Source organism: Pseudonocardia aurantiaca, assembly GCF_039526725.1.
In the GTDB taxonomy this organism is placed as follows: domain Bacteria; phylum Actinomycetota; class Actinomycetes; order Mycobacteriales; family Pseudonocardiaceae; genus Pseudonocardia; species Pseudonocardia aurantiaca.
In genome coordinates this window covers 1-24118 of sequence record NZ_BAAAJG010000004.1, presented here as the reverse complement: position 1 = coordinate 24118, position 24118 = coordinate 1, and the positions used below count along the sequence as shown (strand labels likewise).

23 protein-coding genes are annotated in these 24118 nt (G+C 69.2%); 4 read left to right on the top strand and 19 right to left on the bottom strand.

Going from position 1 to position 24118, the window contains the following annotated elements; translation table 11 throughout:
* The 5 genes from ABD143_RS07885 to ABD143_RS07865 form a co-directional block, all read right to left on the bottom strand.
* Positions 1-198 carry a hypothetical protein gene (locus ABD143_RS07885; protein ID WP_343973509.1) on the bottom strand — a complete coding sequence of 66 codons (198 nt, stop codon included), beginning with the start codon at positions 196-198 and terminating at the stop codon, positions 1-3.
* 394 nt (positions 199-592) lie between these two features.
* Positions 593-1516 (bottom strand): hypothetical protein, encoded by a 924-nt coding sequence (locus tag ABD143_RS07880; protein ID WP_343973506.1) that lies wholly within the window; start codon positions 1514-1516, stop codon positions 593-595.
* Complete coding sequence (locus ABD143_RS07875; protein WP_343973503.1) at positions 1513-2877, bottom strand: MFS transporter; 1365 nt, start codon at positions 2875-2877, stop codon at positions 1513-1515. Before ABD143_RS07875 ends, ABD143_RS07880 begins: the two co-directional genes overlap by 4 nt.
* Positions 2878-2959: 82 nt before the next feature.
* On the bottom strand, positions 2960-3775 hold the full coding sequence (locus ABD143_RS07870) for a FadR/GntR family transcriptional regulator (RefSeq protein WP_343973500.1): 816 nt from the start codon (positions 3773-3775) through the stop codon (positions 2960-2962).
* Between the two features lie 169 nt (positions 3776-3944).
* Complete coding sequence (locus tag ABD143_RS07865; protein WP_343973497.1) at positions 3945-5717, bottom strand: ABC transporter ATP-binding protein/permease; 1773 nt, start codon at positions 5715-5717, stop codon at positions 3945-3947.
* Positions 5718-6784: 1067 nt separating this feature from the next.
* Here ABD143_RS07865 and ABD143_RS07860 point away from each other — a divergent pair.
* Positions 6785-8017, top strand: a complete 1233-nt coding sequence (locus ABD143_RS07860; protein ID WP_343973494.1) for an acyl-CoA dehydrogenase family protein — start codon at positions 6785-6787, stop codon at positions 8015-8017.
* 130 nt (positions 8018-8147) lie between these two features.
* Here ABD143_RS07860 and ABD143_RS07855 read toward each other — a convergent pair whose 3' ends face one another.
* From ABD143_RS07855 to ABD143_RS07835, 5 genes are read right to left on the bottom strand one after another with little or no spacing between them, the layout of a single operon-like run.
* Positions 8148-8744: a GAF domain-containing protein gene (locus ABD143_RS07855; protein ID WP_343973491.1), complete on the bottom strand. Its 597-nt coding sequence runs from the start codon at positions 8742-8744 to the stop codon at positions 8148-8150.
* Positions 8744-9367: a GTP-binding protein gene (locus tag ABD143_RS07850; RefSeq protein ID WP_343973488.1), complete on the bottom strand. Its 624-nt coding sequence runs from the start codon at positions 9365-9367 to the stop codon at positions 8744-8746. The genes ABD143_RS07855 and ABD143_RS07850 overlap by 1 nt, the downstream gene beginning before the upstream one ends.
* Positions 9348-9746: a DUF742 domain-containing protein gene (locus ABD143_RS07845; protein WP_343973485.1), complete on the bottom strand. Its 399-nt coding sequence runs from the start codon at positions 9744-9746 to the stop codon at positions 9348-9350. Before ABD143_RS07845 ends, ABD143_RS07850 begins: the two co-directional genes overlap by 20 nt.
* Before the next feature lie 3 nt (positions 9747-9749).
* Positions 9750-10160, bottom strand: a complete 411-nt coding sequence (locus ABD143_RS07840) for a roadblock/LC7 domain-containing protein (protein WP_343973482.1) — start codon at positions 10158-10160, stop codon at positions 9750-9752.
* Complete coding sequence (locus ABD143_RS07835) at positions 10160-11746, bottom strand: sensor histidine kinase (RefSeq protein ID WP_343973479.1); 1587 nt, start codon at positions 11744-11746, stop codon at positions 10160-10162. Before ABD143_RS07835 ends, ABD143_RS07840 begins: the two co-directional genes overlap by 1 nt.
* Before the next feature lie 490 nt (positions 11747-12236).
* Here ABD143_RS07835 and ABD143_RS07830 point away from each other — a divergent pair, with 490 nt between their 5' ends.
* A complete protein-coding gene (locus ABD143_RS07830) occupies positions 12237-12446 on the top strand; it encodes a hypothetical protein (RefSeq protein ID WP_343973476.1) in 210 nt (69 codons plus the stop codon).
* A 20-nt stretch (positions 12447-12466) separates the two neighbouring features.
* On the opposite strand, the gene ABD143_RS07825 is transcribed toward ABD143_RS07830, so the two are convergent.
* The 3 genes from ABD143_RS07825 to ABD143_RS07815 are packed head-to-tail and all read right to left on the bottom strand — an operon-like array spanning position 12467 to position 15968.
* The gene (locus tag ABD143_RS07825; protein WP_343973473.1) at positions 12467-14029 is read right to left on the bottom strand and encodes an AMP-binding protein; all 1563 of its coding nucleotides are present in this window, start codon (positions 14027-14029) and stop codon (positions 12467-12469) included.
* A gap of 1 nt (position 14030) precedes the next feature.
* Positions 14031-15158, bottom strand: coding sequence for a DUF5938 domain-containing protein (locus ABD143_RS07820; RefSeq protein WP_343973470.1), 1128 nt, complete (start codon positions 15156-15158; stop codon positions 14031-14033).
* A 6-nt stretch (positions 15159-15164) separates the two neighbouring features.
* On the bottom strand, positions 15165-15968 hold the full coding sequence (locus ABD143_RS07815; protein WP_343973467.1) for an SDR family NAD(P)-dependent oxidoreductase: 804 nt from the start codon (positions 15966-15968) through the stop codon (positions 15165-15167).
* A gap of 130 nt (positions 15969-16098) precedes the next feature.
* On the opposite strand from ABD143_RS07815, the gene ABD143_RS07810 reads away from it, so the two are divergent.
* A complete protein-coding gene (locus ABD143_RS07810; RefSeq protein ID WP_343973464.1) occupies positions 16099-16746 on the top strand; it encodes a TetR/AcrR family transcriptional regulator in 648 nt (215 codons plus the stop codon).
* A gap of 20 nt (positions 16747-16766) precedes the next feature.
* Here the strand turns inward: ABD143_RS07810 and ABD143_RS07805 are convergent, their stop codons facing one another.
* The 5 genes from ABD143_RS07805 to ABD143_RS07785 form a co-directional block, all read right to left on the bottom strand.
* Positions 16767-17765, bottom strand: coding sequence for a zinc-dependent alcohol dehydrogenase family protein (locus tag ABD143_RS07805; protein WP_343973461.1), 999 nt, complete (start codon positions 17763-17765; stop codon positions 16767-16769).
* Positions 17766-17843: 78 nt separating this feature from the next.
* Positions 17844-19178, bottom strand: coding sequence for an aminomethyl transferase family protein (locus ABD143_RS07800; protein ID WP_343973458.1), 1335 nt, complete (start codon positions 19176-19178; stop codon positions 17844-17846).
* 227 nt (positions 19179-19405) lie between these two features.
* The gene (locus ABD143_RS07795) at positions 19406-19855 is read right to left on the bottom strand and encodes a TraR/DksA family transcriptional regulator (RefSeq protein WP_343973455.1); all 450 of its coding nucleotides are present in this window, start codon (positions 19853-19855) and stop codon (positions 19406-19408) included.
* Positions 19856-19866: 11 nt separating this feature from the next.
* On the bottom strand, positions 19867-20796 hold the full coding sequence (locus tag ABD143_RS07790; protein ID WP_343973452.1) for a sporulation protein: 930 nt from the start codon (positions 20794-20796) through the stop codon (positions 19867-19869).
* A gap of 534 nt (positions 20797-21330) precedes the next feature.
* Positions 21331-22146 carry an alpha/beta fold hydrolase gene (locus ABD143_RS07785; RefSeq protein WP_343973449.1) on the bottom strand — a complete coding sequence of 272 codons (816 nt, stop codon included), beginning with the start codon at positions 22144-22146 and terminating at the stop codon, positions 21331-21333.
* 145 nt (positions 22147-22291) lie between these two features.
* Between ABD143_RS07785 and ABD143_RS07780 the strand changes: the two genes are divergently transcribed.
* Positions 22292-23158, top strand: coding sequence for an alpha/beta fold hydrolase (locus ABD143_RS07780; RefSeq protein WP_343973444.1), 867 nt, complete (start codon positions 22292-22294; stop codon positions 23156-23158).
* Positions 23159-23272: 114 nt separating this feature from the next.
* On the opposite strand, the gene ABD143_RS07775 is transcribed toward ABD143_RS07780, so the two are convergent.
* Positions 23273-24118: dienelactone hydrolase family protein (locus ABD143_RS07775; protein ID WP_343973441.1), on the bottom strand; the 846-nt coding region annotated here is incomplete at its 5' end.

Here is a 24118-nt window from a genome sequence, read left to right as displayed (position 1 = left end):
TCACCCTGCGGCCCGGCGCTCCGGGCCCAGCTGCAGGTAGCTCCGGGCGGGCCATCCCGCCGCGTACGCGCGGGCGACCGCCTCCCGATGCCTACTCTCCACAACGCTTCTGGCCCGGACCACCGAGAGCGAGTCGGCGCGCCGGCGGCAGGTGCAGTCGTCGGCGATCAGCCAGCCACAGCGTTCGCAGATGATCATTCGAGCCTCCCAGGTCCGCAAATCGGATGAAGTACGTCCGCGGCCCGGGTGCCCTGAAGGTCGAACACGGATCGCAGCTCTGCCAGCATCAACGCGAAGCCCTATGAGCCGCATCACTGCAAGCGGCCATAGCCCCTGGATGCTGGCCGGAACGACGCCGCCCCTGCCTGCGGGTACTCGCGTGCGGCGACGTGCTACAGAGAGTTGTGTCGCCCTTGTGTCGTCAGCTCTGACACAGGCTCTGCACACACATACGCGTCCAGTTGGGGCGTGGGCGCCACGTGAGATTCGCACCAGCGCTGTTCGATCTTGATCGAACAGCCCTCGTGTCCATCTCGCGGAGCCACTCGGTGCGTGGATGTGTGCAGAGCCTGGTAGCGCACCTCGGCTCCGATCAGGCCTCAGCGGCGACCTGTGCCGTCTCCCCTTCGGCGTCGCTGATCTCCACATAGTCGAACTCCTTCGACTCCTCCTGCGGGAGGTCCACCGGTGGCAGGCCGACGACGAAGATCTCGGTCTCGGTCTCGGCGGAGAGTTCGAGCGTCTCGCCGGACTCGACCTGAATGGCCGCCAGCCGCTCTACCGGCGTCTCCCCGCCTGCTCCCGTGCCGGACAGCACGACCATCAGCCGACGTCCGCGGGGATCGGCCGACGACCAGCGGGATCCGGGCCGCAGCCTGATCATCTCGATCCACACCCCCCGCTCCGAGAACGAGCCCAAGTGCTTGCGGTGGACGTTGTCCGCGTCCGGCACCGGAAGCCAGTTGAACCGTTTCGGATCGGCGATGATCACGTCCTTGTAGCGCGACCGCGGATACCGCAGCCGTTCCCCATAGACGTGCTCCCAGATGGCGTTGAGACCCCACTGCGCCTTGCCGTCCGACCGGCAGTAGTAGTTGCCGTCGAACCTCCCGGTCTCCGAGAGCTCCTTCCTGGCCTGGCGGCGCTGCTCGATGCTCATGAACCCGCAGCCCGACGCGCCCCCGAACTGCAGGACCAGCTGGAGGCGCTCGCCCGGCGCGGCGTCGCCGAGCGGGTCGTCCTGCGGCCCGTACGCCAAGCCTTCCGGGAAGTAGCCCACCTCGCCCTCCCGCAGGACCGTGCCGCGCCCGAGGTTCATGTCCCCGCGGACCGGAAGGCGGATCTGCTCGAAGTTGTGCCGGTGCCGCGGCATCCAGAAGTCGGCGTCCTGCCGGCCCAGGATGTACATGAAGTTGTCCGGCGCGTCCGGCTGCCCCTTGAGCAGGTGCTGGAAGGAGACCGTGCCGAGCGGGTGGTCCTGGACCCAGGCGCTGTCGTCGAAGGCGACGATCTTCATGCGGCGCTCTCCGCGGCGAGGCCGGGCCGGGCAGTGTCGTCCGACGCGGTGCGCAGCACGAACCGGCCGATGGCGAATACGGTGACGGCGCAGGCCACGCAGACGAGGCCGGCGACGGCGAAGATGGCCCCCATGCCGATCGAGGCGGCGAGCAGCGAGCCGCCGATGACGGGGCCGATGATCCCGCCGATCCGGCCGCAGCCCATGGCCCAGCCGACACCTGTCGCCCGCAACCGGGTGTCGTAGTAGATGGCGAGCAGCGAGACCGTGCACATCTGGGCGCCGATGGCGAAGAAGCCCGCGAGGAACGCGCTGACCAGCAACCAGGTGCCGGACGAACCGGCCTGCCCGACAGCGGCGATGCCCACCGCGCCCAGCGCGTAGAACAGGCTGATCACCATCCCCTGCGGCCGCCGCAGCGAGATCCGGCTGATGACGAGGGCGCCGACGATGCCGCCGATGTTCAGCGCCGCGACGCCGAGGATGGCCGCCGACGTCCCGATCCCGGACTGGGTGGCGAGTGTGGGGATCCAGTTGACGATGAGGAACGCCATCAGCAGCGTCAGGAACAGGGCGAGCGACAGCAGCGTGGTCCCGAGCGCGCGGCCCTCGGTGAAGAGGCTCCGCACGGGGGCGCGTGGGGGCTCGGCGTCCGAGCTGATCTCCACGCGGGCGGCCTCCTCCTCCGCGACGCCCATCCGCGTGAGCAGCTTCGTGATCGCCTCCCGATCCTGTCGGAGGGCCAGGAAACGGATGGATTCCGGCACACACACGACGACGAGCGGGACGAGCAGCAGCGGGAGCAGGCCACCGACGATGAAGACGCTCTGCCAGCCGTAGGCGGGGATGAGCTGCGAGGACAGCACACTGCCGATCACGGAACCGAGCGGGATGCCGCAGAAGGTGATCGCAGCGACGGTGGCCCGCGCCCGCTTCGGCGCGTACTCGGCGGCGATCGCGATGGCACCGGGCAGCGCGCCGCCGACGCCGAGGCCGGTGATGAACCGGATGAATCCCAGCGTTGCCATCGAGCCGGCGAGCGGGGTGGCGAGGGAGGCCAGCCCGAAGAGCAGAACCGTGATCAGGAGCGTCGGCTTGCGGCCGATTCGGTCGGCGATCACACCGGAGGTGATCGCACCGATCAGCCCGCCGAAGAGGCCGATGGCGAAGACGAAGCCGAAGCTTGCGGGCGGGACCTGCCAGCTCGCGGCGATGGCGGGGGCAGCGAACGAGATGAGCTGGGTGTCGAAGCCGTCGACGATCATGACCGCCGTGCAGATGGCGATGATGAGCGTCTGGAGGCGGGACGTCCCGCCGCGATTGATGATCGACTCGAGGTCAGGTCTTCCGGCAGCGCTCATGGCGGCTCCTCAGATGTTCGGCACTGAACAAACCCTGTGATCTCCGTTCGGCCCGCGTGGCCGAACGGCCGTAGGCGAACCCTCAGCCGGTGAAGGACGCGAGTTTGGTGCTCATCAACGACGAGAGGAGTTGCGAGTAGCTCGGATCCGAGGCACGGATCTGCCGGGCGGTGGGCGACGAGGTGATCAGCTCCATGGCGTGGTCGTGGTAGGCGCTCGTGACCCGTACCGCTCGGTCCGCGTCCCTCGCCTCCAGCGCCTCGACGACCGCGATCCGGTCTCGGTAGAGGGCACCCGCCACCTCCTGAAGCGGGAGCAGCCGGCGCTCGGAGAGCTCGATCGCCAGATTCACCTGGATCTCGGCGAGGAAGGCGCACATCGCCGCGAGGAGCGCGTTGTGGCTGATCGAGGCGAGCTGCCGCAGGAAATGCAGCAGGTCCGTCATCGCGCGATCCAGGTCGTCGATGCCGGCCAGGCGCTCCGCCGCCTCCCGGAGCGCCGCGATCTCCCCGTCGGTCGCGTTGCGTGCGGCCAGCCCGGCGGCGTGCGAGTTGAGGATCCCGAGGATGTCCATCACGTCGGTGGCCGGCGAGCCCTCCAGCTGGATGGCGGAGGCCATCGAAACCGCGATCATGGTCTCCGACCGCACGGTGACGAACGACCCGCTGCCGTGCCGCACCCGCACCAGCCCCATCGCGGCGAGGGCCCGCACCGCCTCGCGCACGGTGCCCGAGCTCACCCCGTACTGCTCCGCGAGGTCCCGCTCGGCCGGGAAACGCGAGCCGTGTGGGAGCTCGCCCCGCAGGATCCGATCGCGCAGGTCCTCGAGGATCTGGTCGGCTGCGCGCACCCGGTCGATCCGCCGGTATGCCCGCGGCCGGTCCGTGTTCTCTTCCATGGACGCGCCCCTCTCGACGTGCGCCGGGCGGCCCGGACAGCGACGGCGCCCCAGGCAGCGGCCGCAACCGCGGACTATGAGCTGGCACACAAACTACGAGTGGCTGGTCACCAGTGTCAAGTGACCAGCCACCTAGTAGGTGATGAGGCGGACCTCGACGAGGGCTGGGCTACCGCGGCGTTGCTCCCGTATGCCAGGTGCCGTCGCCCAGCAGTTCGAGGACGTCGTCGTGGAACTGGCGCAGCGAACTGCGGTGCCCGATGCTCACCACCGTGCAGTCGGGCAGCTCCTCACGCACCAGCGTGTACAGGGTGTGCTCGAGGCCCTCGTCCAGTGCCGAGGTGGCTTCGTCCAGGAACACGACGCGGGGGCGCGTCAGCAGGACGCGGGCGAAGCCGAGGCGCTGCTGTTCGCCGGGCGACAGCCGGCTGGCCCAGTCAGCCACCTCGTCGAGCCGGTCGACGAGGTGCGGCAGTTGGACCTTGTGCAGCACCTCCACGGCCTGGACATCGTCGATGCGGTCGGCCGGACCGGGGTAGGCCAGCGCGGTCCGGAGGTCCCCGAGCGGCACGTACGGCTGCTGCGACAGGAAGAGCGACTCCTCTGCAAGCGGGCGGCGCACCATCCCCCAGGCCCACGGCCACAGCTCGGCCATGCTGCGCAACAGCGTGGTCTTCCCGCCGCCGGACCGGCCCGTGACCAGCAGGGATCCGCCCTGGGCGACGCTGAGATCCAACGCATCGACGAGCGTCCGGCCGTCCGCAGGCAACCGCACGGTGAGGTCGCGCACCTCCAGGCCCTCGCCCTTCTCGATCGAGACGGAGGGCAGTGCGCGGGCCTGGTCGTTCGCGTCGAGCAGGCCGACCAGGCGGTCCAGGACGGCCCGGTAGCTCGCGAACTGGTCGTAGGCGTTCCGGAAGAACGACAGGGAGTCGTGCACCTGGCCGAAGGCGGTAGCGGTCTGCTGGACGTCGCCGAGCGTGATCTGCCCGGCGAAGTAGCGTGGGGCCTGGATGATCACGGGGAACACCACCGAGATCTGGCTGACCGCCAGGTTGAAGCCTTGGAACTTCAGGCTCCGGAACACGATCGCCCAGGCGTTGCCGACGATGTCGTGGAACCGCCCGGACAGGGTGTCGTGCTCGACGCGCTCGCCGCGGTGGAACGCGATGTTCTCCGAATTGTCCCGCATCCGCACGAGCGCGTAGCGGAACGCGGCGCTGAACCGCTCCTGGAGGAAGTTCAGGCGGATCAGCGGGCGCCCGATGCGGAACGCGATCACCGAAGCGATGATCACGAAGATGTACGCGATGAACGTCATCGCCCTCGGGATGCCGAACCCGAAGACGGTCAGCGGCCCGGAGAGCTGCCAGAGAATGATCGTGAACGACACGAGTGAGACGAGCGCGCTCACGGCGCCGACGGCGAGGGTGACGGAGTCGGCCGGGAACGTGGCGATGTCCTCCTGGATGCGCTGGTCCGGATTGTCCACCGCGGAAGGGGTGAACCGGCCTCGGTGATAGGCCCGGCCGTCGAGCCAGTCGCCGACGACGCGGTCGTTGAGCCACACCCGCCAGGGGATGACCAGCGCCTGCTGCACGTAGTACGACATCAGCGTCTGGACGACGTACAGCGTGGCCAGGACCCCGAAGATGACCACATAACGGGCGAAAGTGGCCCCGTCGAGGTTCTGGAGCGCCGTGTACATGCCGTTGGACTGGTACGACAAGAGCACGCTGAGGCGCACGGAGGCGACAGTCAGGAGCAGCAGGAGCAGCACGGTGAGCAGAGGTCGCCACCCGCCGACGCGCACCGAGAAGTAAGCGAAGGCCAAGCGCCGGAATTGCCTACCCCAGACCGTGAAGCGGGTGACCAGCACGGCGACAACGGCACACCCGACAGCCGTCGCCGCGCCGACACCCACAATCCACACAATGCTCATCAACCACTCGGTCGACCAATCCAATCCATGACCCACTTAGCCTCCAGACCCGCCGATTCCAAATTCGCGAGCCTAGCGACAATGCAGCGGGCGGACGAGCCGGCGTGACGCGCCCCACTTAGGGCCCGACTTTACCCCCGCCTTTCAGGAGTGTGCGCGACGTGTGGATCCGGGCCGGAAAAGGGCGGCAATGGGCCGATCCATCCGATTGATCTCTGTGCGTCCGTGGTCACCTTCGGGGCACTGCGGTGGCCTCCGGCTGTGGTCCGGCGACGGTCACGCGCTGTGAGCGGGTTGAGCCGTACGGGTCGGCTCGCCCGGTCTCGCCACCGAACTACATACGCCCGAACACGCGCCGTCACCAGAACCCGTTCGGCCCCATGACCATCCGCACGCCAGCGATTACTCTTTGAAGTTCACCAGGGGTGGTGGCACCGGGTGAGGAAACCGGCCGGTGCATGTTGGAGGGGGAGCACCGACCGATGGTCACCACATCCAGGCTGGAACTCATGCGCGGCCGAGCCGAGCAGCGCGCCGACCGACACGCCGACGTGGCTCCGAGCACCCCACCCCGTGCCACCCGGACCGTGCGGGGTCGACGATGAACCTGGCAACTGCCGGAGCGAGCCGGCTCACACGGCTGGTTCGCGACGAGGGCAGCGCACTCTCCGCAGCGGTCCCCACTCCGCGTCGCGAGACACTCGCCCGCCGCTACGGGCACCACCGCTGCTGCTGCCGGCACCCATCGAGCCGCGCTCCGCCGCGGGCACGGTAGCCACGCCGAGCGGCGGGATCCTTCCCTCCGGCAATTCGCGCATTATGGTTGATCTGCGGAACTCGGCGACGCCACGCGCGGAGCAGTATGACCGCGCCGGGATGTCAACGGCCATTGCGAATAGTGTCGAGTGCTGCATTGGCACGCAGACCTGGACGCCGACATGAGCCGACGATCACAGGAACGTCTCGTTCACACCGTTGCGATATTCTCCAGGTAGTGGCAAAATGATCAGGCGACCCAGCCGCTGGGGAGCCTTGTCGGGGCAGCGACAAATCAGGGGGGCCGTCAGGTGACATCCGAGGGAATACCGTCCAGCACCTTCACCACGAAAATTCACGACGAACTTCGGGAAAAGGTCCGGGATTTCGCCGAAACGGTCATTCAACCCCGAATCGCGGACATGGAGGAATCCCGGTCGATCGAGGTCGAACTGGCCACGGAGATCGCCCGGCAGGGCTGGATCGGCGTGACCATCGGGCCCGGGTACGGCGGGATGGGGCTCGGCCACCTGGCCAAGACGATCATCATCGAGGAGTTGGCGCGGGTCTCCGGAGCCATGGGCGCGATGGCCCAGGCATCGATGCTCGGCGTGGCGAAGATCCTTCACTTCGGCACGGAGGAGCAGAAGGACCGCCTGCTGCCCGGCATCGCGGCCGGTCAGTACCTGCCCACCATCGCGGTCACCGAGCACAAGTCGGGTGGTCACGTTCTCGGTATGACCAGCACGGCTCGGCGTGAGGGCGACGAGTACGTCCTCAACGGCGGGAAGGTGTTCGTCGGCAACAGCCACATCGGCCATCTGCACGGCGTCGTGGTCCGCACCGACTCGGGTTCCCGTGGGCTCACAGCCTTCATCGTGGAGTCCGACCGGCCCGGCCTGTCGCTGGGCGAGTACCGGCCCACCATGGGGCTCAACGGATTCAGCTTCGGCGAGCTCATCTTCGACGAGTGTCGTGTTCCGGCAGCCAACCGGCTGGGCCCGGAGGGCGGCGGTCTCAACGTGGCCTACTCGTCGAGCGTCCTGTACGGGCGGTTGAATCTGGCCGCGGTGTCACTCGGCATCCATCAAGCGCTCCTGGAGGAGACCGGGCAGTTCGTCGCGAACCGCCGGCACGGCGGTTACGAGCTGAGCAAGGAGCCCGCAATCCAGCAGAAGCTGGGTCAGATGAACGCCTCGCTCATCACCGCGCGAGTGCTCGCTTACCACGCATCGCACATGCTGGACGAAGGGATCCCCTGCGACCCCTACCTCATGAACGCGAAGTTGCAGAACGTGGAGCTTTCGCTGGACTCCGCGCGCACCGCGATGGAGGTGCACGCCGCACACGGGCTGTCCGCCGACGGTCGACTCGAACGCCTCGTCCGCGACGCGTACCACATCTATGCCCCGGCGGGCACCTCGGACATTCAGCGCTTGCGCCTTGCCGAGGCAGCCCTCCACTCAGCGCCGCAACGCACTGAGTGGTCGGAACTGCTGGCCGCGGAGCTGCGGGCCAGCAGCGCTGCGTTGCGAGTTGCCTAGGCCAAGCAGTCCTGAACGACTCCGGCCGTAGCGGGCGGCGTCCTGGGAGGCCCGATACCACTGTTGTATCGGGCCCGACTCCACCGCGGCGATGGCGCCGCCTTGGCTTCGCGCAGTAGTCCCGAGTTGTTCAGGACCCCCCTCGCTCGCGTCGGGCGATCAGCTCCATGGCCTCGGCCGCCATCGACTTGATCATCTCAACGCCGGGGCTGCCCCATGTGCTCTGGCGGCTGGAGATGGCGCACACCGTGCCGAGCACCATGCCGGAGCTGTCGACCAGCGGCGCCCCGATGTAGGACCGGATGCCGATCTCGTCGACAACAGGGTTGCCGGCGAACCGCGGCCACGCGCACACGTCGTCGAGCACAAGGGCGTGCTTGATGTCGACGACGTGTGGGCAGAAGCCGTGCTCGAGGTCCATCGTGCGGGCCACAGGACCGCGTGCTGCCGCCTGCGCGGCTTCGAGCGCGGGAGCACCTGTGGACGACGCCTCGTAGAGCCCGGCGAAGAACTGATGTGTGTCGAGGACGAAGTTGACCATGGCGTACGGCGTGCCGGCCATCCGGGCGATCTTGGCGGCAAGCTCGTCGAACTCGGGGTCCGGCGCGGTGCCGAGGCCAAGCGCGCGCAACCGCTGCACCCGGTGGTGGGCGGCGGGGTCGCTGGGAGCGGCGACGAATCGGTTGTCGAGCGCGTCGGCCAAGCTGCCAGCCGGGTCGTAGGTCATTACATGCTCCTGACCGTTGTGATCGGGTCGTCGCCGGTCGCTGCTTCGGCTCGGGTTCGCTTGATCACGAAGTCGAGCAACGACACGAGGACGCTTTTGGCGGAATCGAAGCTTCGGGCGTCGCAATGCATGATCGGAACGAGCGGGTGGAGATGCAGCGCGGCCCGCACCTCTTCGGTGTCGTACCGGAAGGCTCCGTCGAACTCGTTGAGGGCGACCAGGAAGCCTATGTTGCGGGACTCGAAGAACTCGATGGTCGGGAAGCAGTCGGCGAGCCGTCGCGTGTCCGCGAGCACAACGGCCCCGAGGGTGCCCCGGCAGAGTTCGTCCCACATGAACCAGAAGCGGTCCTGGCCGGGCGTTCCGAACATGTACAGCTTGATGTTGCCCTGAAGGGTGACGCGGCCGAAGTCCATCGCCACCGTCGTGGTGGTCTTGCTCTCGATACCGACCAACTTGTCGGTGCCGGCGCTGACGGCCGTGAGGTGTTCCTCGGTGGTCAGCGGTGGAATCTCACTGACCGACCCCACAAAGGTCGTCTTGCCGACGCCGAATCCACCCGCGATGAGTATTTTCAGTTGCGTCGGAAACTGCTCCCGCTCCTCATAGGGCCCGGAGACCATCGCGGACTGCCTCCAAGGTGGTGAGGTCGGTTTCGTTGAGTTCGGTCGGCGCCCTGGTGATGACAACTCCTAACTTGACGAGGTCGGCGAGTAAAATCTTCGCGACCGTGAGCGGGAGCCCCAGACGGGCGGCGACCTCGGCGACCGATATCGAGGAGCGGCACAGATCGAAGACCGGGCCGTGGTCGATCCCCAACCAGTCGGACGACGGAGTCGCGCGACTGGATGCCCTGACCAACGTCATCAGGTCGAGGCTCGCGCTCGGTTCCGTTCTCCCGTTCGTCACGGTGAACGGCCGCGCCCGCCACGGATCGGCTTCGATTCCGGCTTGCGAATGTCCGTCCGGGTTGAGCTCGGGGTCGCTATCGCCGTCAATCATCGTTCAGCGAATTCCAGTGCCGGTGGCCGTGTTCCGTCGGGCGGGTGTGGCGATGCGGGTCGGAACCCGTTTGCACAGCTTCGCCATCTCGAAACTGATGGCCCCGGTGTTCACGTCGCGCCCGGCCAGTACCGTCAGCACCGTGCCGCCTGCGGCCGCCGTGACGAAAAGGTACAGACCGCTGAGTTCCGTGATGACCTGACGGACGCCGCTGTCCTGGTTGCCGCCGAACTTCGCGCCCACCTGGTGGGCGAGAGAGATCATGCCGGAAGCCATTGCGGCCAGGACGTCGGCGTCGTCGGCCCCGACGCCGCTCCAGTGTGTCTTGATCCCGTCCACCGACAGCAGGACTGCACACCTGGTCTGGGGAACGGTTTTGACGAGGTCCTCGAGAAGAAAGTTGAGATCATCCATTACTGCCCGCCATCGCTGTTCTCGAGCTCTGCGTCCTCGCGGCCGCGCATGACGTCGACCAAGAGGTCGGGATTGTGGCCGACGCTGGTCCTGGGGATCCGGGGTGGCTCACGCAGCTCCGGCCGAAGGTAGGTCGCGGACCCGCGCTGGGGAAGCGGCGGGCGTTCCGCGGGCGGAACAGCCGCAGGCCGGGCCGCGTCGCCGGGCGCCGGGCGCGGTGGGCGCGGCCCGTCCTGCCCGTCCTCGGACTCCCGCGACCAGGATCGTGGGAACGGAGAGGGCTGGTTGCCGGCCGCTGCGGCGGTAGCCGGATCGCTCCGCCGCCCGTCCGGCGGCCACTCCGCCAACCGGGATCGCGGCTGGGGCTGCTGGCCGCCCGTCAAGGGAGGCTGGGTGCGGCCGGCGCCTGGCTCCAGGCGCATCGACGTCCCCCGCGCATGGGCGGGCCCGTACAGCTCCTCCGGCTCGCTGATCAGGTTCTGCGGGATGACCACCGCGGCGTCGATACCGCCGAAGATGTTGGCACGCAGCTGCACCCTGATGTTGTGCCGCGGGGCCAGCTTGTTGACCACCGCGAAGCCGATGCGCCCCTCCCCCAACAGCTGGTGCAGGTCGACGTCGGCGTAGCCGGCGAGCAGGCGGTTGACCCGCTCGATGTCCTCAGGAGGCATGCCGATGCCGCGGTCGTGAACCTCGATAGCGAGGCCGGCCGCGACCCGCGACGCGCTGAGAGCGATCTTCGGCGCCTGCGGCGGGGTGAACGTCGTCGCGTTGTCCAGCAGCTCGGCGAGGAGGTTGATGAGCTCGGCGACCACGTGACCATGGATCTTGGTCCCACGCAGTGGGAACGTCATGATCCGCTGGTAGTCCTCGGTGGAAGCGACGGCGAGCCGCAGCACCTGGTTGACCTCGGCCGGCTGGCTCGAGCGGGTCCGCGGGGTATCGCCGCCCAGAACGGAGAGGTTCTCCACCTCACGCCGAATGCGCGTGATGAGGTGATCGAGACTGAAAACCGTGGCCAGGAGCTCAGGGTCCTCGATGCTCCGTTCCAGGGTGTCAAGGTCGACGAACGCCCTGGCAACCTTCGCCTGCAGGCGGCTCGCAATCCGGCCGAATACCTCGTGGTTCTGCTCGACCCCCGGCTGCCCCGATTCCCATTGCCCTACCGCGGGCTCGGGCCCACCGGATTCGTCGGAGCTCTGGGCTGCCGGGCGCTGCTCGTGATTGTCGTCACTTGTCTCGGCGCCGGCCTGCGGAGAGTTGTCTCCCTCCGCTGCGAGCGCCTTTCGGACGACCACCAGTGCGCAGACCAGCGCAACGACGACAACGAGGACCGTCGAGGCGATGACGACGAGCGCCATCGCGGACGAGATGACGGTGCCGGTCGAGATCGCCACCATGGCTGCAGCGGCGCCGACAACCAACACGGCCAGCAGTACCCAGCCGATCGTCAGGAGGCCGGACCGTGACCTTCTCACCTTGGCCTCCGCCACGACCTGCGCACTTCTCTCGGGCGACGCGCGCCCCTTGAAGTAGCCATTCTGGTGGGGCTCACCGTGCGGAATGGGCGGGGCGGGCGACGGCATCGTGTCCTTCCTGTCCGGGGCAGGTCAGCGGGGAGCCGCTAGGCATCGAGCCGGTGCAACACGGGCGGTAGTTGATCGACTCCACGGCGCGGAGATGCTACCGCAATGACAACGCCTGTCCAGGCACCGTCCACAGTGAACGTCTCGCCGGAGCACACCCGTAGCGCCTGACCTGCATGTCCGGTTCGCCGCCCGGCCCATCGGTGCCGACGCCTCCCGATTCGCGACAGGTCGTCTCCCGACCGTGGGGCCGGCGTGTCAACCCTGCTCGACGCATCTTGCAGACGCACGTGCAGACGTTGTTACACAGGCGCGCTTGCCGATCCACGCCGCAGCCGACAAGCTGTCCCCGACGGCGTGCTCTGGGCGCTCCCAGCGCGAGCGGAGCTGTCCGGCGACTGGCGGAGTGGGGATCGTGGGCAATCCGGCGTGGCGAACGGCAGCGCACCACCTGGCTGGGCACGAACTGGTAGGGACGGGGCCCGCTACGGTGTCCATCACGTGCATCTCGGACGGGCTGTCACACGCCGTGCGGGACACCGAGATCGCCTCGGCCAACAGCTACCAGAACGGCTACTACTCCGCGGTCTGCGGCCACGTCGTCACACCCGCCTCGATGGTCGCTCCGGACGGCCAGCCGTGCCGCGTCTGCGCCGAGCGCGACCCCGGTCACGAACATCGGTGCCGCGAGCGCCGCTGAAGCTCGTCCGAGGTGGACGCTCATTCGGTCGCGACCGGCAGCAGCCGCGCCCGGATGTCGGCCTTGAGCACCTTCCCGACCTTCGAGCGCGGCAGGTCCGGCCAGATCTCCACCTGCTTGGGCGCCTTCACGCTCCCGACCCTCACCTTCACGAACGCGACGATCTCGTCGGCCGTGGCGGTGCCCCCGGGCTGGAGCTGGACGACCGCCGTGACCCGCTCCCCCCACTTGTCGTCGGGCAGGCCCACGACCCCGCAGTCCCGGACGTCCGGGTGCGCCATCAGCGCCTGTTCCACCTCCGCCGAGTACACGTTGAAGCCACCGGTGATGATCATGTCCTTGGCGCGGTCGACGATGAACAGGAAGCCGTCGTCGTCGAGGTAGCCGATGTCGCCGGTGTGGTGCCAGCCGTGACGTGACGCGTCCGCCGTCGCCTCGGGGTTCTTGTAGTAGCCCGCCATGACCAGCGAGCTGCGGACGACGATCTCGCCGCGCTCGCCCCGCTCCAGCAGCCGTCCCTCGCCGTCCATGATCGCCAGGGTGACCAGCGGCGCGGGCCGGCCCGCCGACGACAACCGCTCCGTCGCGACGGTGCCGTCGGGGCGGTAGTGGTCGGCAGGCGACATCATCGCGATCATCATCGGCGCCTCGCTCTGCCCGAACAGCTGCGCCATCGGGCCGATCGCGGTGAGCGCCTCCTCGAGCCGTGCCGCCGACATCGGCGCGGCGCCGTACCAGAAGCACTGCAGCGACGATCGGTCCGTCGACGCCAGGTCGTCGTGCGCCAGCAGCATGTAGATCAGGGTCGGCGGCAGGAACGTGTGGGTGACACCGTGGCGAGCCACGAGCGCGAGGAACTCGGTGAGGTCGGGCTTCGCCATGACGATCACGCGCCCGCCGAGCGCCATGATCGGGAAACAGAGCACCCCGGCCGCGTGCGTGAGCGGGGCCAGCGCCAGGTAGACCGGCCGCCCGTCGAACGGGTAGCCCATCAGCGTCAGCGCCGACATCGTCTCGATGTTGCGGCCGGTGAGCACCACCCCCTTGGGTCGTCCCGTGGTGCCGCCGGTACCCACGATCAGCGAGACGTCGTCGGGTGGGGGCGCGTCCGCCGGGTCCCCCGCCGCGTCACCAGCCGGGTCCGCGCCGGCCTCGGCGAGCCACCCCTGCAGCGACGGTGCGTCCGGCAGGTCGGCGTCGAGGCACACCAGCACCGTCAGCTGCGGAAGCTGCGGGGCTATCCGCGCCACGAGCGGCGCGAACGCGCTCTGGAAGATCAGGCACGTGCAGTCGAACAGGTCGAGGAGCTCGCGGTTCTCCTCGGCCTCATTACGAGGGTTGATGGGGCACCAAACGGCGCCGCGGCGCGCGATGCCGAAGACACAGGCGAACGCGACCGGGTCGTTGCCCGAAAGGATTCCGACCTTGTCCCCGGGCCGGACGCCCGAGCGCCGCAGCGCCCGGGCGACCGACGAACTCAGGTCCTGGACGTCGCCGTAGGACAGCGTGTCGTCCCCGAGGGTCAGGCAGGGCGCCTCGCGTCCGAGCGACGCGCCCTTGTCCAGGTACTGGGTCAGGCTCATGTCAGGAGTGGACCGTGAGGACCGGCTCCAGCACCAGACCGAAGCTGCGCAGCGCGCCGAGCAGCTCCCGATGCCCGAACGCCTGGCAGGCCGACGCCAGCCCGGTGCGCCGGGGCGGCTGCTGCAGCAGCGAGTAGGCGGCGTAGGCCTGCAGCAGCCCAGTCTGCTTGTAGTTGCTGTTGCCGTGGATCACGCAGTGCGCGCGGCCCAGCGGCCCGGACGCATGCACCGAGTCGACCGAAGTGTTGATCCGCGGGTTCTCCCGCGGCGGCATCCCGGCCTGCAGGCCCGCTGCGATGTCGGCCAGCGCGGCCTCCTGCGCCGCTGGGTCAAGTGGCCGGATCTGCTCCTCGAACATCGCCGTGGTCGCGACGACCCCGTCCATCACCGCGCGGTCGAGCACACCGCCGGTGGCCGTGACGGTGGAGACGCGCGGGTCGTCCTTGAACCAGACGGGGTGGGCGGTGCCGCCCCACGGGACGGTCAGCGCCGTGCCGTGCTGGCCGGGCACGACGCACTCGCGGGTGGTGGTGTGGTCCCAGGCGACGTACTGGTTCTGCTCGAGGCGGAACCAGTCGGCCTTGAGGATCGTGAAGATCGTCTGGGTGGAGGCGTAGGTCGGGAAGCCCTTCCAGAGCACCAGGATGTCGAGGGTGTCGAGCCCCGGAGTCTCCAGGCAGATGTTCGCAGCGATCTCGCCCGTGGTGTACATCTGCGCGACGCCGGGCGAGAGCAGCAGCCCCGCGTCCTTGTAGGACTGGCCGAAGCGCGCCTGCGCGTCGAGCACCCAGTCCTGCTCCCCCGTGGTGTCTAGGTAGTGGCAGCCGGCCGCGAGTGCGGCCTCGACGACCTCGCCGCCGAACTTGATGAACGGGCCGACGGTGTTGCAGACGACCGAGGCGCCGCGGAACAGCGACGTCAGCGACTCGACGTCGTGGGCGACCTCGACGACCTCGTGGTCGACGGTGTCGAGACCGGGGATCCGGTCCACGACCTCCTGCACCTTCTTGCCGTCGCGGCCGGCCGCGATGAACGGGACGTTGTACTCGCGCAGGTACTCGCAGATCAGCCGGCCGGTGTAGCCGGAGACGCCGTAGACGACGACGGGCTTGCTGGTGGGCTCAGTCACGGCCGATCACATCCCCATTCCGCCGTCGACCGGCAGGCCGACTCCGTTGACGAACCGCGACGCGTCGGAGGCGAGGAACACCACGGCGTCGGCCATGTCGGCGACCTCGCCCAGCCGCCCGGACGGGGTCAGCTCGACGACGGCGGCGACGGCCTCCTCCGGGCCCGCGAACAGGCCGAGCCCGGCCGTCTCGACGGCGAGCTTCATGCCCATGTCCGTGGGCACGAGGCCGGGGTAGACGCAGTTGACGCGCACGCCGTAACCGAGCTTGCCGGACTCCATCGCGGCGACGCGGGTGAGCCGGTCGACGGCGGACTTCGTGGCCGAGTAGCCGGAGATCCCGGGGAAGGCGATGGTGGCGGCGACCGATGCGATGTTGATGATCGTGCCGCCGTTGCCCGCCGCGCCGCCGGGACGCATGGCGCGCAGGCCGTGTTTGATGCCCAGGGTCGTGCCCAGCACGTTGACCTCGAGCATCCGCCGTACGTCGTCGGGGTCGGCGTCGACGATGAGCTGGGTCACCTCGATGCCCGCGTTGTTGACCACGATGTCGAGCCCGCCGAGTTCACCGACGGTGTGCGCGACGGCTGCCTCCCAGTCGGGCTCGCTCGTGACGTCCAGCCGCACGAACCCGGCCGTGGCGCCGGTGGCCGAGATCGTCTTGGCGGTCTGCTCGCCGACGTCCTCGAGGATGTCGGCGATCATGACCGATGCGCCCGCGGCGGCCAGCGCCTGCGCCATGCCCGCGCCGAGCCCGCGCGCCCCTCCGGTCACCAGGGCTCGCCGCCCGGTCAGTTCGAAAACGCTCATCCGACACTCCTCGCCATCGCCAGTGATGCGGACCACAACGTAGGGAGATCTCTGGACACTTGTCAAGATTTTCTTGGACAGTTGTCAAGTTCCAGCCTGCGGTGCGGCAGGGCTGAGTTACGATTCCCGCGTGACGAGAGCCGACGAAAGGGTTGACCGGGTCTCCCGCCGCCAGGTCGACAAGTTCGCCGAGCGCCGCCGCGAGCTGGCCGAGGCGGCGATCCAGACGCTGTCCGAGCTCGGCTACGCGCGCACCAGCCTGCGGGAGATCGCGCAGAACTCCGCCTTCTCCCACGGCGTGCTGCACTACTACTTCGCCGACAAGATCGAGCTGATCACCTACTGCGTGCGGCAGTACAAGACGCAGTGCGTGCTGCGCTACGACGAGATCGTGACCTCAGCGCGCACGGCCGACGGGCTCGCGCACGGCTTCGCCGACGCCCTGGTGGCCACGCTGCGTGAGGACGCGTACCTGCACCGGCTCTGGTACGACATGCGCTCCCAGGCGCTGTTCGAAGAGTCGTTCCGGGCGGACGTCCTCGAGCTCGACGCCGGCCTGGAGCAGATGATCTGGCGCATCGTCACGCGCCACGCGGAGCTGAGCGGCGCGCCGCTCACCGTCACATCGCCGGAGGCCTATGCGATGTTCGACGGGCTCTTCCAGTACGCACTGCTCCGCCACCTGACGGGCGCGCCCACGGCGCTGACCGACCTGCACGCCCGCGCGCTGCGGATGCTGCCGCTCACCCTGTGCCGCCCGGAGGGCTCCGCGAGCTGACCGGGAGTCAGCGCGAGAGGTCAGGGCACGAGTACGGCGGCGCCCGTGATCCGGCCCGCGGCCAGGTCCGCCAGCACCCGGTCGGCCTCGGCCAGCGGCCGCATCGTGACCGATGGCCGCACCTGCAGCGCCGCCGCAAGACGCAGGAACTCCTCACCGTCCGCGCGGGTATTGGCCGTGACGCTACGGATCTGCTTCTCCCGGAACAGCTCCTCGGCGTAGTTGAGGCGCGGCACGTCGGTGAGGTAGATGCCCGCGATCGCGAGGCTGCCGCCCTGGTCGAGGGCTCGCATCGCGACCGGGACGAGTTCGCCCGCAGGTGCGAACAGCACCGCCGCGTCGAGCGGTTCGGGGGGAGCCGCATCGGCCGGGCCCGCGGACGCGGCACCAAGACGGATGGCGAGCTTCCGCGCATCCTCCGACCGGGTCAGCACGTGCACGCGCGCCCCCTGGGCGATCGCCACCTGCGCGACGAGGTGAGCGGACGCGCCGAACCCGTAGATCCCCAGGCGGCCGGCCGGCGGCAGCTCCGCCCGCTTCAGCGCCCGGTAGCCGACGATCCCGGCACACAGCATCGGTGCCGCCTCCGCGTCCCCGAGCTCGGCGGGGAGCCGGTAGGCGAACGCCTCGGGCACCACGGCGTACTCGGCGTAGCCGCCGTCGGCGTCCCAGCCGGTGAACACCGCGTAGGGGCAGAGGTTCTCCCGGCCGGTGCGGCACCACCGGCAGCGCCCGCAGGTTCCGCGCAGCCAGGCGATCCCGATCCGGTCGCCTTCGGCGAACCGGTCCGCCCCGGCACCGCGGGCGTCCACCACGCCGACCACCTCGTGCCCCGGCACCGTCCGGGGCCGGCGCGGCGGCAGGTCCCCCTCGGCCAGGTGCAGATCCGTGCGGCACACCCCGCAGGCCAGCACCCGGACGCGGACCTCACCAGATCCTGGCTCCGGCTCCGGCAGCTCGACCTGAAGCAGCGGCCCACCGTCGATCGGACCCGGATCGGTCACCACCCACGCGCGCATGCATCCACCCTGCCCGCGCAGCCCGGGCTCGGCGAGGGACCCGACTCTGCCGGGCCCGCGTATGGCGCCCGACCGCGCTCACACCGCGCTGTCGAGCCCGCGCTCCTTCAGCCGTTCACGCGTGTTCGGGTTGACCGACGGCCGGAACGGAACCTCGACCACCTCCGCCTCCACCGGACGGCCCGCGACGTCGGCGAACTGGTCGGGGAGGTCGACCGCGAGCGCGGTACCCAGACCTGAGAGTTCGACCGGCACGTATCCGAGTGCGATGTTCGTGCCGAGTTCCGGCGACCACCACGGCGAGGTCAGGTAGCCGACCGGCGCGGCGTCGGGGTGTTGCCGGACGAGCCAGAAGTCGGGCGCGTAGTCGTCGATCGGCTTGCCGCCGACCCGCATGCCGACCATGACCATCCGAAACGGCGGGCTGCCAGCCTCGATCAGCGCGCGGGCCCGCTCGAGCGCCGCCTTGCCGACGTAGTCCGCTTCCTTCGTCCGCGGCACCTGGTACCCGAGGTTGACCTGGAACGGCAGCGTCTCGGCGTCCATGTCCTGGCCCCACGACATGATCCCGGCGGCCACCCGCCGGTGGTGGGCGGGGGCGACGACCTTCAGGTTGTGCGGCCGCCCGGCCTCCAGCACGGCGTTCCACATCTCCTCGGCGTGCCGGGTCGCGTCGCGGAGGTAGATCTCGTACCCCTTCTCGCCGGTGAACCCGGTCTGGGAGACCACAACCGGCAGCCCGGCGACCGTGCTCTCCATCAATCCGTACGAGGGCAACGAGGCGATTTCGGTACCGAAGAGGTCGGTCATCAGGTCGACCGATCTGGGCCCTTGGATCTGGACCGGCGCGACGTCGATCTCGGTGATCTTCACGTCGAACGCCGACTGCCCGACTTTGACCCCCTGTAGCCACAGCATCAGATCCGAGTCGGAGATACTGAACCAGAATTCGTCGGCGGCGATCCGCAACAGCACGGGATCGTTCAGAATCCCGCCGTCCTCGTTGCAGAGAATCACGTACCGGGCGCGCATCACGGGAATCTTCGTGGCGTCCCGCGTGATCACGAAGTTCACAAAGGCCTCGGCGTCCGGGCCCTTGACCTGGATCTGCCGTTCGACCGCGACGTTCCACATCGTGACGTCGTTGACGAGCGCCTCGTACTCGGCCATCGCGCCGCCGTCCTCGGGGCGGACGTACCCGCGCGGGTGGTAGACACGGTTGTACACCTCCGCTCGCCAGCACCCGGCCGCCATCGAGAGGTGCCAGTACGGCGACTTCCGGATCCGCGTGGAGATGAGCATCTCGACGGGGGTCGGGCCGGTCTGGCGGAGGTTGATCGGGACGAAGCGGTCGGACTGGTCGACCGAGGGCTGGTTGTGGTGGGGAAGGACAGCGGGGGCACCGTTCGACATCTACGGCTCCATCATTCCGGATCAGTTCACCGACCGCGGGCAGTATTAGGGACGACGGACGCCCCGACATTCTCCGCAGTCGGACTCCGGTGTCCGTAGTGGCTTTCACGGCGTTGAGTACGATTCGGATATCGCCCCGAATTCGCCTCACGCAGCGTGCGAGGACGCTACCGCTGCGCTTCGGATCGGTCAACGAGTTGCGCGATGCGCAACTGGCGGATTGCCGTTCACCGCCGGGGGCGCCGCCGGCTCTCCGCGCAGGCGATGCAGGTCTCGGCGGCGGGCAGTGCCTCCAGCCGGGCCTCGCCGATGTCTCCCCCGCAGTGCACGCACCTTCCGTAGACACCGGCCGCGACGCGGTCCGCCGCCCGGTCGAGAGCCGCGAGGTCACGGCGGGCGCCGCCGAGCAGGCCCAGCAACTGCGCACGCTGGACCGAGAGGGTCACGCCCTCCGGGTCGTGCTCGTCGTCGTACGTGTCGAGCGCCTGCTGCTCGGCCAACCACCCGACCTGCCGCTCCAGCGCGGCAATCCGATCGGCCGTCTCCTCCCGCTCCGCTGCGAGCCGCTCAGAGACGTGCGGTCCGTCCATGGAGTTCGAACGCACGCCTGCCCGCCCCCGTTCCGCCGCCCCTGATCCCGCGATCACGCCGGCAACGTTCGTGGAGCTAGCCACCATCCGTGGGACGGTCAGCCCTCTTCGTCGCCCTCGAAGGCCTCGTCCATGATCTCGCCTGCGACATAGCCGCCGACGAGCCCGGCGCCGATGCCCGCGACGATCCCGCCCATGCCGGAGCCGTGGTGCCCGTGGTGCCCGTACCCATGAGCGCCGCCGTGCCCGCGGCCGTACGACAGGACGTCACGCTGGAACCACGCGTCGATGACCTGTGCCCAGTCGGTGCCGTCGCCGCCGGCATGGGGGACCTGGAACGAGTGGTAGACGTCGTGGCCGCCGGAGAACAGCCCACCGCGCTTGTCGACCTCCAGCACGACCCCGACGACGTGTGGATCGGTGACGAACGTGAGCTCGACCTGGCTGCAGGCGTGCGCGTACTGCGGGGCGGCGTCGAACTCGATCTCCTGAAAGAACGGGAGGGTCTGGCGGCTGCCGCGGATGTGCCCACGCTCCAGGTCCGCGGAACGGAACCGGAACCCCAGGCGGCCCATGGCATCCAGCACGGCCTCCTGGGCGGGTAAGGGGTGGACCTGGAGGGGGTCGAGATCACCCTTGTCGACGGCGCGGGCGATCGCGAGCTCGGTGCGCACGCCCACGGTCATGCCGCGCAGGTGCCGGCCGTACACGTCGGTGATCGGCGTCTCCCACGGCACATGCAGTGAGAACGGGATCGACTGCTGCTGCCCCTCCGGCAGCGTCATGGAGCGCGCGACCTGTGCGCGGTAGAACTCGACGCTGCGGTCGTGCTCGTGATCCCCGCTCTCCACCTCGACGCGGGTCACCAGCGACAAGGTGATGTGCTCGATGTCGACGGCCTGCGTGCCGCCCACGACGTCCACACGTCCTGTCAGTAGCGCGCCGGGACGCGCAGCTGAGGTGGACAGCACGGTGTCGACGCTCGGACCGCCGACGCCGAGCGCGCCGAGCAGCTTCTTGAACACCATCGGTGACGTCTTCTCCTTGGTCAGGGGTGGTGAGCCACTACAGGAACGTGGTGCCGCGGTGCCGATTCGGGGCGGAGGCGAACCCGCGCGACGGTCGACGGGCGCAGGGTGTCGCCATCGCAGGCGAGCTGCTGGGCGGCCGTCGGCAGGCGGACGGCAAATCGACACGCCTGCTCGTCACTCCGGGTGATCACGGAAGATCGAACCATCAGCCAGGCAGCGCCGGGCCTTGTACGACGGTTGCGATCCGCACGATGGGCACGAATCGGACACTAGCACGGCGGAGTGTGCAATGTGGACAGTCGCCGAGCTCTCTCCGGAGCCCCCGGTCCCGGGCTGGAGCGGCCGCCCTAGTCTTCGCTGCCGGAGCCACGTCCATCGAAGCCCGCATCGTTTGAGCCCGTGCGTACGGGACGATCCGCCGCACAGTTGGAACGGCGGCTGCGCCGCACGCCCCCTCGGATAGGGGCGAACGGCGTAAATATCTACCGCAAGGCTCGGGCCGCGAACGGAGGGGCCATGCTCCGCACTTGGTCAGTGCGCGGGCATCGGGGCATCGAGGAAGTGACGCACCACGTCCAGGACCAGCTCGGTGCGGGCGAGCCCGAAGAAATGCGTGGTCCCCGGAAAAACCGCCAGCTGCGAGGACGGGACACCGACGAAGTCGCCGTTGACGTCGCCGCCACGCAGCTGCAGGAACCTGACGGCGTGCTCGAGCTTGAACGCGTCGCAGTCGCCCATCGTGATCAGCGTCGGCGCAGCGATCCCCTCGATCTCGGCGTCGGACCACCCGGTGGAGCCCTCGTTGAACGTGCCGAGCTTGTCGAGCAGGTCCTGCAGCTTGTCCGGGTGCGGGGACTTGGCGCGGTACTCCTGCTCCATCGGCGTGCCGGCGATCATCTCGACGGTCATCTGGCCCACCGCCTCGCTGTTCTCCGGGCGGTTCCCGTCCGGGTGGAACGAGGTGGACGAGACGATCAGCTTGCGGACCAGCTCCGGATGCTTGATGGCCAGGTCGAGGGCCGTCGCGCCGCCCACGCTGAACCCGAAGACGTCGACCTGCGTGAGGTTCAGGTGCTGAAGCAGGCCGACGAGGTCGGAGGCCAGGTCGACACTCGTGAGCGGCCGGTCGATGTCGTTGGTCCGCCCGTGGCCTTGGAAGTCGGCGGCGATCACCTGGCGCGTCGCTGCCAGCCCGGGGATCAGCCGGCCGAACTGCAGGTCGATGTTGAACAGCCCGCCGTGCAGCAGGAGCAGCGGTGTACCACCCGAGCCGTGGATCTCGTAGTACATCTGCAGGCCGTTCACAGGGGCGTAGCCGGTCTGTGGGGAGCTGTCCGTCGTTGGCACGCCGCGAGTCTTCACATTTCCCCGGAATCGGTCAACGCGCTTGCCGGCTCCGCGCCGTCCGGTCGGCGCGGGCCGATGAGTTCTGGGCCAACCGAGAGTCCACACTGCTGTCCGCGACTACGCACCGACCCCTCAGGAGGCCACGTTGACCGCCGCTCTCACCACTCGCACCCTCGACGCGCCCGGCGCCACCATCACCTACGACGTACGCGGCGAGCTCGGCGACGCCACGCCCCTGCTGCTCATCGGCTCCCCGATGGACGCGGCGGGATTCACCACGCTGGCAGGCCACTTCACCGACCGCCCGGTCATCACCTACGACCCCCGGGGCACCGGCCGCAGCACGCGCACGGACGGACATGGCGAGATCACGCCGGACGACCACGCGGGTGACCTGCAGCGGCTCGTCGAGGCGATCGGCGGCGGGCCGGTCGACGTGCTCGCGAGCAGCGGCGGCGCCGTCAACGCCCTGGCCTGGGTGGCCCGGCACGGCGAGCAGGTGCGCACGCTGGTCGCCCACGAACCTCCGCTGGCCACGATCCTGCCCGACCACAAGGCGCTCACCGCGGCGATCGAGGACATGCACGAGACCTACCAGCGCGACGGGCTCGGCCCGGGGATGGCGAAGTTCATGATCCTCGTCGGTCACGACGGGGAGGTGCCCGAGGGCTACCAGTACCCGCCGGTCGACCCCGCGCAGTTCGGCTTGCCGGTGGAGGACGACGGCAGCCGCAACGATGTCCTCCTCGGGCAGAACCTGCGCAACTGCACAAGCTTCGAGCCCGATCTGAAGGCACTGCGGGCGGCGGGCACCCGCATCGTGATGGCCCGTGGCGAGGCCTCCGGCCAGACGATGGCCGCGCGCGGCGCGGACGCGGTCGCCAAGGCGATCGGGGCCGAGCTTGTCCGCTTCCCGGGTGACCACGGCGGGTTCCTGGGCGACGAGTACGGCATGCCCGGCGAGCCGGACGGCTTCGCCAAGCGGCTGCGCGAGGTGCTCGACGGCTCGTAACCGCACCCGAGGTAGCCGCGCCCGAGGAACGATCGTCAGGAATGGTGTGGGGGCGACGGATCTGTCGCCCCCACACATCACGTCTCGACGATCACCGCTCTACTCCCTACGACTTCACTCGTTCGCGAGCTCCAGCCGTTCGCGAAGGAACTCGCTCACCCGTGCCCGGACAGCCGGCGTCGGATGTCCGGGCGTCTCGCGGACCTCCCTCGTCAGGACCGAGTGCGCGGCCCGGCCGAAGCCCGCCGCATTGCCGCGCGACGAGTCGAGCTCAATCACCTCGAACGCGTCACCGAGCCGCCTGCGCAGCGACGCGAACCGCTCGCCGGGGGCGAGGCGGTCCTCGCTGAACCTCAGCCCGAGCACACACAAGCCGTCGGCCGTGGTGCGCTCCGCGACCCGGTCCAGCTCGCCACCCGACAGGCCGGGGTCCGCCCGCCGGGCCGCGTTGAGCGGAAGTGGCACCGACGGCTGGCTGAGCACCGACGCGAGCACGGTGTCGTCGACGGCGGCGGCGAGCGCGAACCCACCGCTGAAGCACATGCCGATCACCCCGACCCCACGGCCCGGTGTGCGGCCGGCGAGGTCGCGGGCCAGCGCGCGGACGTAGTCGGCGACCGGGCGGTGGGCGTTGGTGGCGAACGCGGCGAACTCGGCGGCGACGCACAGCCTGGCCATCACCTGCATCGTGTATCCGACCGTTTCCCGTTGGCCGGGCACGCCGTAGAGCGACGGGATCACGACGGTGAACCCCTCGCCGACGAGGTGCTCGGCCAGGCCGAGCACCTCGGGTGTGATGCCCGGCACCTCGGGGAGCAGCACAACGCCGGGGCCGGTGCCCTTCTCGAAGCAGTCGTGGGTAATCCCGGCGCCGGTGAAGGCCTTCCGGATCCATCCGGTCAGCTCGGCGGTCGGGGCGGTCGGGGCGGTCGGGGCGGTCGGGGCGGTCGGGGCGGTCGG